The sequence below is a fragment of the Acinetobacter sp. LMB-5 genome, assembly GCF_001541635.1.
Taxonomy (GTDB): Bacteria; Pseudomonadota; Gammaproteobacteria; order Pseudomonadales; family Moraxellaceae; genus Acinetobacter; species Acinetobacter pittii.
Window position 1 is genome coordinate 54380 of record NZ_LRDR01000014.1, and the last position, 15465, is coordinate 69844.

Below are 15465 nucleotides of genomic sequence, written 5' to 3' on the forward strand. Positions count from 1 at the left end.
AGAATTAACTACGTTCTTCTGATGTATAAACGGTAAGACTCCGTCGCGACAGTCCATCCACTTATAAATAAAACCAACTTAATTAAACAAACCCCAAATCAATCTCAACGCAATCCCAATTAATAAAACTCCCATCACTCGCTCAAAATAAACCCCAAACTCCAAAAATCTTTTACGTACGATAGGCTGAGCAAACAGCACACTCACCACCATAAACCAGATGGCATTGACCATACACATCCACACACCATAAAAAACCTGAACTTTCATTGGTGTGGTCGTACTTACAATCGTCGTAAAAATTGCCAGAAAAAAGATGGTGGCTTTGGGGTTTAACGCATTGGTAAGAAAACCCATTGTAAACGCTTTAAATAAACTCGGTGTATCACTGTCTGCTTGGCCATTAATCTCAATAGTGGTATTCGGCTGGCTACGTAAACACTGCCATCCTAAATATAGCAAGTAAGCTGCTCCTGCTGTTCTGATAAGTGACATGAGCCATTCACTTTGTTGAATTAAAAAACCAATACCAACCAGTGTATAAAACACATGCACTGAAATCCCAACGCCAATACCAATTGCGGTCAGACATCCAATTAAGTAGCCATAACGTATACTTTGTCTTACTGTAACTACAAAATCTGGTCCCGGTAAAATCACTGCCATAAAGTGAATAAGAGCTAGCGTTAAAAACTCATGTCCATACAACTGCCACATAACAATTTAGTTTCCTGAAAATCACCTAAAAGATTGTATTGCGATTTTTTAGACGCGATAATCCAATTAAAATCCAAATAACTTTTGCCTCATGAGCACAAATCAAAGTCTGGTTCTGTTAAATGAAATGGCGACTTTCGTTAAGGTTGTCGAGTCGGAAAGCTTTTCTGAAACCGCAAGGCAACTCGGGACTACGCCTTCTGCTGTGAGCCGCGCGATTGCCCGTTTAGAACGTGCTTTAGGCACCCGCTTACTCTATCGGACCACACGGAAACTTCGTTTAAGTGAAAGCGGACAACAGGTTTATCAACGTTGTTTAGATATGGTAAATGCGGCGCAAGCAGTCATGGAAAGTTCTGGGCAATTTCATGTCGAGCCAGAAGGTATTATTCGCATGAGTGTTCCGAAAGCTGTGGGGCATTTTATGATTCATCCGCATTTACCCGAATTTTTAGAACGCTACCCGAAAATTGATATACAGATGCTTTTAGAAGATCGCTATGTAGACCTCATTGATGATGGAGTCGATTTAGCACTTCGAATTACAGAGCAACCACCGGGTGGCCTTATGGGTCGAAAGCTGATTGATATTGATCACTTGGTTTGTGCTACGCCTGAATATTTGGCAAAGCATGGCACACCGAACCACCCTCATGATTTAAAGCAGCATGAATGTATTTACTTGGGCGAACAAGCCAGTGACTCAAAATGGAAATTTCAACAAGGAAACAAATCGATCAGTGTGGCTGTGCGTGGTCGTTATGCTGCAAACCATACAGGTGTGCGTTTGAGTGCTGCATTACAGCATTTAGGTATTGCGAGCTTGCCGTACTTCGTTGCACGTCATGCACTACAACAAGGTAGCTTAGTTCAGGTTTTACCAGATTGGTATTTTAAAACCTATTATAGTGGCGGGCTGTGGTTACTTTACCCACCGACACGGCATGTCCCGCCTAAATTGAGTGTATTGATTCAATATTTGGCTGATAAATTAGCAGCAGAGCCGACTTTATTTAAGTTAAAGTAATATAGAGTCAAGGAATTAGCACGATGGAATCCTACCTTTTAACCTCTAAAGCACTCAGTTAATTCTGTTACTTTTTTTGAAAAAAGTAACCAAAAAACTTTCTCATCTACAGAACCTGACCACTGTTTCCATCTATAAAAAAATATTGCAAAAATATTATCTTTATAAATTATGGGCAGGCTGTAGATGAATCCTAGCTCAAGCAAATACTATCTAGAGTTCTAATCATTAGAGGCTATGAGCACAACTACTCAACCAATAAATCTTTTGGATTAATCGTATCGCCATAGACTGGTTTTAACGTTTTTTCATAAGCCTGATGAATCACGCCTTCTTTAGCCAGTTTCTCTAAATCTTGGTTCAACCAGTCCAATAACTCTTTGTCACCTTTTTTCACTGCTGGTGCAATTAAGTCCTGTTCACCTAAATTGGTAATGCCAACGGTGTAATTTGGATTTTCTTTAGCCCAAGCTAAAACCAGCAAGTTATCATGTGCAAGCGCAGCACCACGACCATCTTTTAAAGCATCAAAAGTTTCAGTGTTTTGCTCATACTTTTGTAGTTTAATTTCAGGATGAGTCTTGGTGAAGAATGAATCAGCCGTTGTACCCTTATTCACCAACAAAGTTTTATCTTTAAGTTGAGCAACATCGGTAATCGGATGACTTTTAGGAGAAACCACCCCCAAAGCAACTTTTAAATAAGGCTTAGCAAAATCGACTACTTCTTTACGTTCTGGTGTAACGGTAAAGTTGGCAAAAATAATATCCACTTTATTGGCTTTTAAATATTCAACACGATTAGCCGCTTCAGTTAAAACAAACTCAACTTTGTTTTCGTCACCCAGCAGATCTTTAGCGACATGCTTAGCAATCTCTACATCAAAACCCTGATTTTTACCTTGAGCATCTAAATATCCAAACGGCGGTTTATCACTAAATACACCAATTCGTACCACACCATTCTTTTTGATCTGTTCAATACTTGACGTAGTTTGTGTGGTATCGGCCGTTTTTTCAGTAGATTGAGTTCCTTTGTCACATGCAACTAAACCCAAACTCAGGAAAGATGCAGCTAAAATATGCTTCACGTTTTGAAATGTTAATGTTGTCATTATTTCACCCTATCGTTCTTGTAAAAGTCTTATTTAAAATCGCAGCGCCTACTTTTAGACACTGCTCTAGCGATATCAAAAATTATTGGCCTACATCTAAAAACACATTCGGATTGACCGAGTCACCGTAAATTGGTTTCAAGGTTTCATCATAAATTTTATTAATTTCACCACTTGTTCTGAGTTGCTTAATTTCAGTATTGAGCCAATTCAATAATTGGGTATTGCCCTTTTTAACTGCTGGTGCAATAAACTCTTGATCACCAATAGACTGAATACCCGCCACATAACTTGGGTTCTTCGCAGCCCACGCTAAAGCATAGGTACTATCTTGTGAAATCGCGTCACCACGACCATCAGTTAAGGCTTTAAAGGCATCCGAGTTTCTTTCAAACTTAAGTAAATTTACTTTTGGATAATGCTTGGTAAAGTAGGTATCTGAACTTGTGCCTTTATTGACAATTAAAGTCTTACCTTCTAATTGAGCAATGTCAGTAATCGGCTTAGCTTTAGGCGAGACAATACCAAAAGCACCTTTTAAATAAGGCTCAGCAAAATCGACAACCTCTTTACGTTCTGGCGTTACGGTAAATGTCGCGAATACAACATCAGCACGATTTGATTTTAAAAACTCCACCCGATTTGAAGCTTCAGTCACAATAAACTCAACTTTCTTTTCATCACCGAGCAAGTCTTTGGTCACACGTTTTGCTAGAGCTACATCGAAGCCCTGATTATTCCCCGCACTATCTACATAACCAAACGGCGGATCATCGGCAAAAACGGCAACGCGTAGAACCCCATTTTTTTTGACTTGTTCTAAAGAATGGTCTTCTTGAGTATTGCTTGCCTGTTCAGTTGATGGCGTTTTACTACATGCAGTTAACAACACCCCAGCAACGGCAATACTGCTTAATATTTTTATTGAATTACGTTTAAACATTTACTTCCTCATGATTCAAATAATAAAAATTTAGTACGACAAAATATTTAAGAAAGCTTTCGCTCGTTCTGTTTTTGGCTGTTCAAAAAATTCTTCTGGTGAAGCCTGTTCAATAATCTTGCCCTTATCCATAAAAATAATACGGTCAGCAACCTTGCGGGCAAAGGACATCTCATGTGTCACAATCAACATGGTCATTCCTTCATTCGCTAACTTGAGTACCACATCAAGCACTTCCCTGACCATTTCTGGATCAAGCGCAGCGGTAATTTCATCAAGCAAAATGACTTTAGGTTGCATGACCAGCGAGCGAACAATGGCAATACGCTGTTTTTGTCCACCTGAAAGTTGTCGTGGATAATCAAGTTTTCGTTCATATAGCCCGACTCGCTTTAACAACTCATCTGCGACTTGTTCAGCTTCATCGCGATGGCGTTTTTGTACTTTAAGTGGCCCAAGCAAAATGTTGTCAATAACGTTCATATGCCCAAACAGCTCATAGTTCTGAAAAACCATGCCAATTTTTTGACGAGCATTAGTCCAGTCCACATCTTTACCGAGCACACCAGAACCGGTTAAACGAATCTCACCACCCTGAATCGGTTCTAAACCATTAATACAACGCAGTAAGGTACTTTTACCGCAGCCCGATGGGCCTAAAATAACAACCACCTCTCCTTGTTCTACATCCAGATCAATGCCCTGTAAAATATGACTTTGTGCAAATGATTTCTGTAATTGTTGTATCGATAGCAAAGGCATAATTACTCCCAGACCTTTTCTAAATGTGCCGCCAAACGCGATAAGGGATAGCAAATCAGAAAATACAAAATAAAAATAAAACCATAAATCCAAAGAGAAGCGCTCGGCACGGTCAGCAGTGAATTTTCAATAATTTGCTGGCCAACTTTAATGACCTCAACCACCCCAATCAGTACCGCCAAAGAGCTGGTTTTCACCATTCGGGTAAATAAGTTAATTGCGCCTGGTGTTACTCGTTTTAGACTTTGCGGAAAAATGACATAGACCAAGGCTTGAACATGGGTAAGTCCGAGCGCATAAGCTGAATCGCGTTGATGTTGATCAATCGAGGTAATGGCTGCACGAACCAAATCGCCCATTTCTGCAGTACCCCACAAAACAAATACAACAATGCACACCCACATTGCAGAAAACTGCCAGTTAAACCATGTCGCAAAGCCGAAATAAAACACAAACAGCAAAACTAAAATCGGAATGATTCGAATGGCTTCTAAATACAACCGGCACAGTGCTTTAACGACTATGTTTTTAGAAGTCATAATTACGCCGAAAACTGTGCCGAAAATTGCAGAGAAGAACACCGAAATAAATGCAATTTTTGCAGTTGCCCAAAGTCCCCACATTAAACGTTCGAGGTGACTCACTTGAAATAGATAATCAAGTTCCATGGCTCACCTTCCGACTTCTGTGCTCCAGATAACTGGTTAAAATAGACACGGGCAATAAAATGATTAGATAGGCCATGATGAGTAAGAACAAAGCTTCGGTGGTTTTATAGTCCATGCCAATTAAGTCTTTAGTGACAAAAAGCAGTTCAACGACAGCAATTGCACTGACCACAGAACTTTCTTTAATTAGAAATAGACAATTTGCCCCTATTGCCGGAATTGAAATAGCCAGTGCTTGAGGGAAAATGACATATCTAAAAATTTGAATTGGTTGTAGACCAATACTTTTTGCAGAGTCAATCTGCCCTTTTGCAACAGACTGCAAACCTGCTCGGAAAGCTTCGGCCATATAGCTTCCACCTAAAAAGGTCAGTCCGATCACACCACAAGCAAAACCATCGATTTTGATGCCAAGCTTTGGCAAACCGTAATACAAAAAGAACAGTTGAATTAATAAAGGGGTATTTCGAGATAACTCAATATAGAACTGGGCAATTCTATTTAGCACCCGCACGCGATATGTGATTAAAATGCTGCAAATTAGCCCTACAATAATCGCCAAAATAATGCTGATAATTGAAATCTTCAGCGTGGTCAAAGTTGCAGAGAAAAATTGCGGCAACACACTATGGATATACTGCCAGTTCAAGGAAAATTCCAAAAATAATATTAAAACGTTATAAATATTTAGCTTTCATCAGCCATTAAATATTTGTGCAACGAGTTTATTTTTTTCCCAATTGGTCTAAAACTATTTTTATTAGATAAGCTTTTCTATAAGTTTGATAAATTCGATCTGGCAATCGAAAATCTTCGAATCAGTTGAATATAATCGCTCAAAACATATTCACTCAAATAAATATGAATGATATAGCCAATAAAAAATCGGACACCAATGCCCGATTTTTTATTAAATGATTTTTAATCTATTGCTTACTTTCTAAGTACATCGCCAATGCTTGGGTCTTTATCAAAAACCGATTTAGCATATGGGCAAAGCGGAATTACTTTTACGTCTTTTTCACGAACAAAAGCCACTAAAGCATCAAGTAATTGGCGACCTACGCCTTGTCCACGATAATTTTCATTCACATCTGTGGCATCAATAATTAGCATGCTTTCGCCTGCCCATGTATAAGTCATTTCGCCTGCAACGGTTTCACCATCAAGTAAGCTAAAGCTGCCGTGTTTTGTATCATCTTTTTGTTGAATATTCACAATGAATTCCTCGTATTACGACTCATATTTATTTAGAAATGACTTTGTATAATCTTTATCTATAAGAACAAATTTAAGTGTAAAAAAATAGCCTGTTTTTAGCAGCGAGTCTGTATGCTTTTTAAATACAATCTTCAATTAACTCAATGAAACTCTTGCACCAGACTATTAATGTGTGCCACAGCAGCGGTTCGGTTTTCAACACAAAGTTTTTCAAAAACATGCTCTAAATGCTTGTTTACCGTTCGTGGACTAAGCTCCAATATTTCTGCAATATCCTTATTGGTTTTGCCCAACAACAACCAGTGCATGACTTCTGCCTCACGTTGAGTCAACTGTGGGCAATATTTCAAAATATCATTCATTTCCAAAGCTGGCGTAGATGTCTTGATCTGGATGAGATAGTTTTTTGCCACACTTGGTTCAGTTTCCCACGGCGTAAGCAATAAAAGCTGTAATTGCTGAGATGGTGTTGAATAAGAACAGCTTGTTAATTTTTTGGGGTCTTTTTCATGTTCCAAATCTGAAAACCAAGCTTTTAAGCCTGCTTCAAAGCCCTCGAACTCAGGTAAATATTGATTCAGTAGATCATTAGCCTTTTGGGTTTTCCAAACAATTTTACCATGAACATCTAGCGCAAGAATGGCTATTTCCGTTGCATCAATCACCTGTTTCTGTTGTTGCAATAGTTTGGCGTGGGCCAAATGTGTTTTTACTCTTGCTAATACTTCTTCAATATTCAGTGGTTTGGTTACATAGTCCACCCCACCGACCTGAAAGCCACGCACAATATGCTCTGTCTCAGACAAGCCTGTCATAAAAATGACGGGAATAAACTGCGTAATTGGACTTGCTTTAAGCTGTATGCAACTTTCAAAACCATCCATATGTGGCATATTCCCATCAAGCAAAATCATATCCGGTAAACATCGGTGAGCAATTTCAATGGCACTCAACCCATCGGTTGTGACAAGCACGCGATAACCAGCCTGATCTAGGCTTTCATGTAACAAGCCTAAATTTTCTGGCACATCATCCACAATCAGAATAACAGCCTGCTCGTTTGGCGAAGCTTGCTGAAAAGAAACATGTTGCGTACTCATTGCTTATCCTGAATTAATCGTTGCGCGTGTTTTAAATCAAACTTTTGAATAGAGTGTTCAAGCTGTTCCCATAACTCGTTATGCTCTGGAAAATTTTGGCGGCATTGCGTTAAAGTCTGTTGAATTCCACGGATATAACCTTGTCCAATCAAATCATTTAATTGCTGCAAGCTTTGAGGTAAATCAAGCAGATCATTATTTTCCGGTTGTGTAATTGATGTATGAACAGTAGCTTGCTCTTGCTTAAATACCTTTACATCCAGTGCTTGAACCTCATTATTTTCAAGGTTTGCATCTGATTTGGAATCGATCCATATCAAACCTAACTTGTCTCCAATTTTACTGAGCAACAAATTCAGGTCGATTGGTTTTAACATAAAGTCTTCACTTAAGACGGCATCTTGTGGATTGACTTCACGCTCGCCTGCATTGGCCGAAATAATTAAGATCGGCACATTGGTAATATTATTCTGACGTAATAATCGCGCAGTTTCCCAGCCGCCCATCAAAGGCATATTTAAATCCATCAAAATCAGGTTAGGCTGGAAAATAGGTACTCGTCTTAAACAGTCAATGCCCGATTCAGCTTCTTCAATAATAAATCCTAAAGGTTTTAGAAAATTAGCGACTAAACCTCGGTCCACCGCTTCATTATCAACAACCAAAATTCGTTTTCGTTCGCCTTGATAACCCGTAATTTGGTTGGAGTAAACATTAGAAATTGGATGAACTACTTCTTTTGAAGGTAAATAAAACTTAATCTTAAACTGAGAACCCTGATTGAGCTGACTTGTCACAGATAGCTGGCCACCGAGTAAATCGACTAATAATTTTACAATCGGTAGTCCGAGTCCTGTTCCGGTAAATCCGCCTTGAACCACATTACTTCCCCGTTCAAACGGATTAAAGATTCGCTCTAAATCGGCCTCGGCAATACCACAGCCCGTATCTCTAATTTCAAAATAAGCTGTTTGGAAACGGTACTCGACTTTTAAAGTAATTGTACCGCTCGTGGTAAATTTTAAAGCATTGCCCAGTAAATTGATGAGCACCTGCTCTAAGCGTTTTTTGTCGGTACGAACATAGTGCGGTAGGTTCTCTCCAATTTCATAAACAAACTGCAAATTCTTCTGTTCAAACTGTGGCTGAAACATTTGAATAATCTGTTCTATAAAATTGGGGAAATGAACATCCACCACATTTAAAGAAATTTTACCTGTTTCAATGCGTGCTAAATCTAGTAAACCATCAATGAGTGAAGTCAGATGTTGCCCACTACGGCTAATCACACCGAGCGCCATTTTGCCTTGTTCTGAAAGCTGCTCTTGTTTTTGCAGCAATTGGCTATAGCCTAAAATACTATTTAGAGGTGTTCTTAGTTCGTGACTAATTCCAATGACATAACGACTTTTTGCATCATTTGCCCGTTCTGCCGAAATTCTGGCATCTTGCAGGTCTTTTGAAGTGACTTCATGGGCAGCAATTTCATCAATCAATAATGCTGTTTGCTGATGCGTTTCGATTTCGGCATTACGACGGCTTTCATCGTTTAAGACGAGCCACCATGCAGCAACACTCATCAATAAAAATAGAATAGTGTAGATTTTGACAAACAGCGTAAATAACTGAGGAACGGCTGCCGCATTAATGGTTTCTAAATAGGTTTTTTCCTGGATATAAACCAGACTTAAACTCACTGCCAGAACAATAGACAGCCCTAAAGTCAGTAATAAATATAAACTGACCCTGCTATTTAAACGGCTCGCCCAACGTTCTGGTAAATAGTGCCAGATAGCTTTTTTGAGTTGTACTGACCAACGTGCATCGGGTTTACATAAATCGTGGCAGCGTGCTTCAAGTGAACAGCATAGAGAGCAAATCGTACCGTTATAGGCTGGACAGCCCGCCATATCTGCAAGTTCATAGTCCCGTTCACATACCACACAATTAGCAACCGACATCGCCTGAATTTTTTCAGGCTGGCGTGCAATGTAATATTTGCCTTTCGTTAGGTAGGCAATAACAGGAACACATAACACCGCACTCCCCAGAGCAATAAAACTCGCCAATCCTTTTACTATTAATCCGAAAAAGCCCAAGTAACTCAGCATCGATAACACTGAAGCGATGAGTAACGCGCCTACACCTACGGGGTTGATGTCATATAAATAAGCACGGCGAAATTCAATTCCTTTCGGGCTTAAACCTAAAGGTTTACAGATAATTAAATCGGCAACAACGGCGCCAATCCATGCCAAAGCGATATTGCTATATAGTCCCAAAATGCGTTCAACCGCATGGCTAATGCCCATTTCCATCAAAACAATGGCAATAAACACGTTAAAAAGAAGCCAGACAATTCGCCCCGGATGGCTATGAGTTAAGCGTGCAAAAAAGTTGGACCATGCCAGTGAACCAGCGTAGGCATTGGTCATATTAATTTTAATTTGCGCCAAGCAAACCAGTGCTAGAGTCAATATTAACGCTAGCTGAGGATTTGGAATAAACTGTTGATAAGCAACCCAATATAAATAAGTCGGATTGTCTAGTTCAGAGACAGGAATAAACAGCTGAAAAGCCAACACCATCAGCAGCATGCCCATCAAGACTTTTAGAAATCCAAAAATAATCCAAGATGGGCCACCTAAAAAAACGGCAAAACCCCATGCAGTTCTGTTTTTTTCTTGCTGGGGTAAGAAACGTAAATAGTCGGCTTGCTCACCAATTTGGATCACAAATGAAAAAATAAGAGTGCACGCCGCACCAAAGTAATACAGGTTAAAATCGGTCGAGTTCGAAACTGCCCCAACAAAATGCAAGCTACTACTTAAAATTTGTGGTTGTTTCCATAGTACAAAAAACCACGGTAACAACAGCAATAAGAGCCAGATTGGTTGTGTGATCGCCTGAACTTTATTAATAAAACCAATGCCTTTGACTACTAAAGGCAAAATCACTAAGGCAGAAATTAAGTAACCAATAACTTGTGGAATGCCTAAAGCAAGCTCAAGTGCCATTGCCATAATTGCGGCTTCAAACGCAAGCAAAATAAAGGTAAAGCTGGCATAAATCAGAGACGTAATGGTCGAGCCAATATAGCCAAAACCTGCACCACGAGTAAGCAGATCAACATCTACATTATATTTTGCGGCGTAGTAACTAATCGGCCAACTGGTCAAAAATATGATGGTACATACGACAATTGCTGCCCATAACGCATTGCTAAAGCCATACTGCCAAAGCATGGTTGCCCCAATGGCTTCCATAGCCAAAAAGCTAACTGTAGAAATTGCAGTATTGGTAACGGTCCAAGGTGACCACTTACGTACCGAGGTGGGTGCATAGCGGAGCGCATAATCTTCGATACTTTCATCTGCCACCCAAATATTATATTCACGGCGTGTTTTGATCACACGTTGTGGCGCTTGTTGGGGGCGTGAAGAATCTGGCATAACACTCATGTTTCGGATGTGGCTGCATTAAACCCAGCAATCCTTATGCCAAAAGTCATTTATCATGGCGATTTTCTCAAATACGCACATATACGCAAAATAACGTATTTTCAATTTTTCCCAAAAATCACACACTCAAAACCATCAAAAAACAATGATCAATATTTGTGTTGATTGACCGAAAATGATTGGGAGATTGATGTTATGAGTGTATCTGAACATCCAAATCTGGACACTGTGCAAGGTACAGATTCACAAAAAGCAGTGAATGAAACCTTAGAAGATTATACTTTACGTTATGCTCCACACAGCTTTCGGCGCTGGAGTCCCAAAGTTGTCGCTATTACTGCTCTTGGTGGTATTGCCTATCTTGCTGACTTTTCTATTGGCGCCAGTATTGGTATGTCTTACGGAACAACCAATGCTGTTTTCTCCATTTTATTTGCAGCAATTATTATCTTCTTAACCGGCATTCCTTTAGCCTACTACGCAGCGCGCTATAACATCGATCTTGACTTGATTACCCGTGGCGCAGGTTTCGGTTATATCGGCTCAGTCCTGACCAGTATCATTTTCGCCAGTTTTACCTTTATTTTCTTTGCCCTTGAAGGTTCAATCATGGCGCAAGGGTTATTGCTCGGTTTAGGCATTCCGCTTTGGGCAGGTTACCTCATCTCAACAGTTATGGTCATACCGCTGGTGATTTACGGCATGAAAGCCTTAAGTAAATTACAAGTCTGGACTACCCCGCTTTGGCTCGTGCTGATGATTGGTCCTGTGGCCTATCTGATTTATCAAGAACCTACCTTAGTCAGCCAGTTTGCAACTTTCACAGGTAACGAAGGTTTTGCAACTGTAGACATGGCTGCAATCATGCTGGGTGCTGGTATATGTTTATCGTTAATCATGCAAATTGGTGAGCAAATTGACTACCTACGCTTTATGCCTGCTAAAACAAAAGAAAATAGCAAAGCATGGTGGGCTGCGGTTATTTCAGCGGGTCCAGGTTGGGTGATTTTAGGGGCGATTAAACAAATTATTGGGGCATTTTTAGGGTTCTATTTACTCACTAAAATACCGGGCGTAAACAGTACTGAACCTGTTCAACAGTTTAATGCGGCGTTTCATGACATGCTTCCGGGTTGGGCTGCTTTAACACTTGCAGTAATTTTGGTGGTTATTTCTCAAATTAAAATTAATGTGACCAATGCTTACTCTGGTTCCCTTGCATGGACAAGTGCCTACACACGTATTAGCAAACATTATCCTGGTCGTATTGTGTTTGTGATGGTGAACTTGGCAATTGCGCTTGCTTTAATGGAAGGCAACATGTTCGCGGTACTGGGTAAAATCTTAGGGTTCTATTCAAACTTTGCAATTGCTTGGGTTGTGGTTGTTGCAACAGACATTTCAATCAACAAATATGTATTAAAACTTTCACCGAAAGAACCGGAATATCGCCGTGACATGCTATACAACGTAAATCCTGTCGGTATGGTTGCATTCCTTGTATCAGCAGGCTTATCAATTGCAGCATTCTTCGGATTACTCGGTAGTTTCTTGGCGCCTTACTCACCTCTTATCGCACTTGTACTTGCCTTTGTATTAACACCAATCATGGGCTTATTAACCAAAGGAAAATACTACATCAAGTCACACGATGACGGTATTAAAGAACCACGTTACGATGCTGAAGGAACACCAGTTGCAACGGTTTACCACTGCCGCGTATGTGAACAAGGTTACGAGCGCCCAGATATTATGTTCTCTCACAAACATAACGGTACGATCTGTTCTTTGTGTAAAACACTCGATGCTTAAATATTCTTAAAACTAAAAAAGAAGCTTTAAAGCTTCTTTTTTTATATCTGATGATTCTTAGCCAATCGGGAATAAACGTTCAGGCACTACATCTTTCATTACAATGGTTGAGATGAGTCGTTGCACACTTGGAATAGCAGATAATTTTTCATCGTACAAACGCTGAAAAGTCGGTAAATCTTTAGCCACCACATGTAGCAAATAGTCAGGTTCACCAAACAAGCGCTGGGCCTGAATAATTTGCGGGATATCAATTACGGCATTTTCAAACTTCTCGACTGCCTGTTTATCACCTTCTTTAAGCGTAATAAAAACAATCGCTGAAAATTCAAATCCCACTAAGTTTGGGTCGAGTTCTGCCCGATAGCCTTTGATGGCTCCCGACTCTTCTAAAGCCTTCACTCGTCTATGACAAGGTGAAATGCTCAAACCTACTTTTTCTGCCAACTCAGTGATAGATAATCGGCCATTTAATTGCAATTCAGCAAGAATCTTTTTATCTGTGCGATCCATTTAGAAAAATTTACCCCAAATGAGTGTGATATGAGCAAATATTTAAAAGCACATTCTAAATACATGAGCATATTATTTTCAACAAGCTCGAATAAATAGGGATTTTTTCTAAACCACGAGCGAAACCTTTGAAAAATAGTTTGCCGAGATAAGCATATGGCTTTTAACATTTTTATTGCATTTTGGAGTGTCTCCATTCTTTTTATTATTACGCCAGGGGCAGACTGGGCCTATGCCATTTCGGCAGGGATTAAAGGCAAAGTCGTCGTACCCGCTGTTGCAGGTATGCTATTTGGGCACTTTATTACGATTTTATTAGTAGCGGCTGGTGTTGGCCTACTGGTAGCAAATAATCCAACTGCTCTGATGATCTTAACAATTGCAGGTTCTGCTTATTTGTTATGGATGGGAATAAACTTATTACTTACCCCTCCTACTCCGAACGAATCTGGTTCTGAAAAAGCTCAGTCATGGTTGAGCTGGGCAACCAAAGGAGTTTACGTGAGTGGATTAAACCCGAAAGTTTTTTTGCTCTTTTTAGCACTGCTTCCTCAATTTATTGACACCACTGCTTCATGGTCAGTGACGACACAAATTCTTGCCTTTGGTGTTGTCCACATGATTAGCTGCGCAATTATTTACTTAATGGTGGGTTATGGTTCAGAGGCTATTTTGAAAACCAGACCACAAGCAGCACAGTTAGTCGGCCGTTTTTCAGGTGGTTTAATGGTCGTTATCGCAACGTGCTTATTGATTGGGCAAATTTAAAAATCATTTAGGAAAAAGTTACTGGCCTCGATTTCAGGTCAGTAACTTAAATAATAAATATAAGAAAAAATTATCTCATTCTTTTGAGGTTATACGTCACGACTCCCCAAATAACCAGTTCTTGCCCCTCTTCAATATAAATATTCTGATAATCAGGATTTTCTGCTTTTAGCCAAACTTTAGGTGGATGAAATTGACTATCAATCATTAAGCGCTTCACAGTGAAATCATTATCGATGAGTGCAATCACAATATCACCCGATTTAGCAGGAATGCTACGATCCACAATAAGCGGATCATTAATATCAATTCCAGCATCTAACATTGACAAAGAGTTGGCTTTGACAATAAACGTGGCATTTTCATTTCTAATTAAATATTCATTTAAATCGAGTGCTTGCTCAATATCATCTTGCGCAGGTGAAGGAAAACCTGCCGCAACACGTTCAGTTGCCAAAGGAATATGGTAAATTTTATCGTTATTCGGGTGGACCTGTTGGACATTAAGTTTTGAGTTAAAGTCGGTCAAGTTATTGGTTTTGACATTATTCAGTAACCAATTTTTGATAAAGTTGACTTGAGATTCAGGAACACGAATGACTTTGGTGGGTTCATTGAACTGTGCTTTACGTCCGGCATTTTCTCGCGCACCGCCATGCTCGAACTCTTTTTTCTTTGGCATATTGCCTCCATTCCACTGTTCAAATCCTACACAAACAATGTAACTTGAAAAAGTTACATTTTCAAGTTGACGAAATATTTTTTTTGCATAACAATAAATCTCATGATCAGATTTTAATCCATTTTGCTTTTAACAGGGATGTTTTAACCAAAATGGCAATTTGAAGAAAATCAAAACCTATTTCGAAATAGTCGTTATCGCTGACTGTTTTTTTGATTTTTATCAAATGAGATTCTGAACACTTAACATTCTGGTTAAATTCAGTTTTTTGGTATGGAGACATGCGAAATGAAAAATCAACGTGATGCGGTTTTAGGTTATGCAAATGAGCAACATGCTTACTATATCCGTCTCATTGAAAATGATGCGGTTTTAGGTGAAAGCTACGGATTATTTTGTGAAAACCCAGATAGCGAAGCAGCCGAAAGTATTATGACAACACTTTTTTTGAAAAAATCTTTTTGGTTAAACGGTTCTGAATATCTTGATATTGTAAAAGGCCTACAACCTCTCCCTCAGTAAATACAGTAAGTAAGCTAAAAACAAAGGAGGCAAAAGCCTCCTTTGTTTTTAAAACATTCTGCTTAAGACGTAAAACGTCCGTAGGCATCACGTTTTTGATTACGAGAGTTTTGACCACGACCATCATAATCATCGTCGTCATCACGGCTGCGGCC

Annotated in this window: 16 protein-coding genes and 1 pseudogene; 6 read left to right on the forward strand and 11 right to left on the reverse strand. The window is 39.5% G+C overall.

Annotation, left to right across the window (positions count from 1 at the left end; translation table 11 throughout):
- Nucleotides 1-78: 78 nt before the first annotated feature.
- Nucleotides 79-717 (reverse strand): LysE family translocator, encoded by a 639-nt coding sequence (locus AW165_RS16555; RefSeq protein WP_060466456.1) that lies wholly within the window; start codon nt 715-717, stop codon nt 79-81.
- 91 nt (nt 718-808) lie between these two features.
- Between AW165_RS16555 and AW165_RS16560 the strand changes: the two genes are divergently transcribed.
- Both AW165_RS16560 and AW165_RS20180 read left to right on the forward strand, forming a co-directional pair.
- Nucleotides 809-1744 (forward strand): LysR family transcriptional regulator, encoded by a 936-nt coding sequence (locus tag AW165_RS16560; protein ID WP_013198198.1) that lies wholly within the window; start codon nt 809-811, stop codon nt 1742-1744.
- A 76-nt stretch (nt 1745-1820) separates the two neighbouring features.
- A pseudogene (locus AW165_RS20180) lies at nt 1821-1941 on the forward strand (hypothetical protein).
- A 50-nt stretch (nt 1942-1991) separates the two neighbouring features.
- On the opposite strand, the gene AW165_RS16565 reads toward AW165_RS20180, so the two are convergent.
- From AW165_RS16565 to AW165_RS16585, 5 genes are all read right to left on the reverse strand, one after another.
- Nucleotides 1992-2858, reverse strand: a complete 867-nt coding sequence (locus AW165_RS16565) for a cysteine ABC transporter substrate-binding protein (RefSeq protein WP_024433324.1) — start codon at nt 2856-2858, stop codon at nt 1992-1994.
- An 82-nt stretch (nt 2859-2940) separates the two neighbouring features.
- A complete protein-coding gene (locus tag AW165_RS16570; RefSeq protein WP_032063758.1) occupies nt 2941-3801 on the reverse strand; it encodes a transporter substrate-binding domain-containing protein in 861 nt (286 codons plus the stop codon).
- Between the two features lie 30 nt (nt 3802-3831).
- Entirely contained in the window at nt 3832-4563 is a 732-nt protein-coding gene (locus AW165_RS16575; protein WP_001130361.1) for an amino acid ABC transporter ATP-binding protein, read from the reverse strand.
- A gap of 2 nt (nt 4564-4565) precedes the next feature.
- Nucleotides 4566-5231 (reverse strand): amino acid ABC transporter permease, encoded by a 666-nt coding sequence (locus AW165_RS16580; protein WP_060466457.1) that lies wholly within the window; start codon nt 5229-5231, stop codon nt 4566-4568.
- The gene (locus tag AW165_RS16585; protein WP_002114214.1) at nt 5221-5880 is read right to left on the reverse strand and encodes an amino acid ABC transporter permease; all 660 of its coding nucleotides are present in this window, start codon (nt 5878-5880) and stop codon (nt 5221-5223) included. Before AW165_RS16585 ends, AW165_RS16580 begins: the two co-directional genes overlap by 11 nt.
- Before the next feature lie 63 nt (nt 5881-5943).
- Here AW165_RS16585 and AW165_RS19480 point away from each other — a divergent pair, with 63 nt between their 5' ends.
- Nucleotides 5944-6057 (forward strand): hypothetical protein, encoded by a 114-nt coding sequence (locus tag AW165_RS19480; protein WP_078225548.1) that lies wholly within the window; start codon nt 5944-5946, stop codon nt 6055-6057.
- Nucleotides 6058-6164: 107 nt separating this feature from the next.
- Here the strand turns inward: AW165_RS19480 and AW165_RS16590 are convergent, their stop codons facing one another.
- The 3 genes from AW165_RS16590 to AW165_RS16600 all read right to left on the reverse strand — a co-directional run bounded on the left by AW165_RS16590 (nt 6165) and on the right by AW165_RS16600 (nt 11013).
- The gene (locus AW165_RS16590; RefSeq protein ID WP_001025680.1) at nt 6165-6449 is read right to left on the reverse strand and encodes a GNAT family N-acetyltransferase; all 285 of its coding nucleotides are present in this window, start codon (nt 6447-6449) and stop codon (nt 6165-6167) included.
- Nucleotides 6450-6592: 143 nt separating this feature from the next.
- Nucleotides 6593-7552, reverse strand: a complete 960-nt coding sequence (locus tag AW165_RS16595; RefSeq protein ID WP_060466458.1) for a response regulator transcription factor — start codon at nt 7550-7552, stop codon at nt 6593-6595.
- Nucleotides 7549-11013 carry an ATP-binding protein gene (locus tag AW165_RS16600; protein WP_060466459.1) on the reverse strand — a complete coding sequence of 1155 codons (3465 nt, stop codon included), beginning with the start codon at nt 11011-11013 and terminating at the stop codon, nt 7549-7551. Before AW165_RS16600 ends, AW165_RS16595 begins: the two co-directional genes overlap by 4 nt.
- 195 nt (nt 11014-11208) lie before the next feature.
- Here AW165_RS16600 and AW165_RS16605 point away from each other — a divergent pair, with 195 nt between their 5' ends.
- A complete protein-coding gene (locus tag AW165_RS16605; RefSeq protein ID WP_002114289.1) occupies nt 11209-12825 on the forward strand; it encodes a purine-cytosine permease family protein in 1617 nt (538 codons plus the stop codon).
- Nucleotides 12826-12882: 57 nt separating this feature from the next.
- Here the strand turns inward: AW165_RS16605 and AW165_RS16610 are convergent, their stop codons facing one another.
- Complete coding sequence (locus tag AW165_RS16610) at nt 12883-13338, reverse strand: Lrp/AsnC family transcriptional regulator (protein ID WP_060466460.1); 456 nt, start codon at nt 13336-13338, stop codon at nt 12883-12885.
- 156 nt (nt 13339-13494) lie between these two features.
- Here AW165_RS16610 and AW165_RS16615 point away from each other — a divergent pair, with 156 nt between their 5' ends.
- On the forward strand, nt 13495-14106 hold the full coding sequence (locus tag AW165_RS16615; RefSeq protein WP_009388290.1) for a LysE family translocator: 612 nt from the start codon (nt 13495-13497) through the stop codon (nt 14104-14106).
- A gap of 70 nt (nt 14107-14176) precedes the next feature.
- Here AW165_RS16615 and AW165_RS16620 read toward each other — a convergent pair whose 3' ends face one another.
- On the reverse strand, nt 14177-14788 hold the full coding sequence (locus AW165_RS16620) for a LexA family protein (protein ID WP_005069871.1): 612 nt from the start codon (nt 14786-14788) through the stop codon (nt 14177-14179).
- Between the two features lie 288 nt (nt 14789-15076).
- Here AW165_RS16620 and AW165_RS16625 point away from each other — a divergent pair, with 288 nt between their 5' ends.
- Nucleotides 15077-15310: a hypothetical protein gene (locus AW165_RS16625; protein ID WP_002114518.1), complete on the forward strand. Its 234-nt coding sequence runs from the start codon at nt 15077-15079 to the stop codon at nt 15308-15310.
- Nucleotides 15311-15465 lie beyond the last annotated feature (155 nt).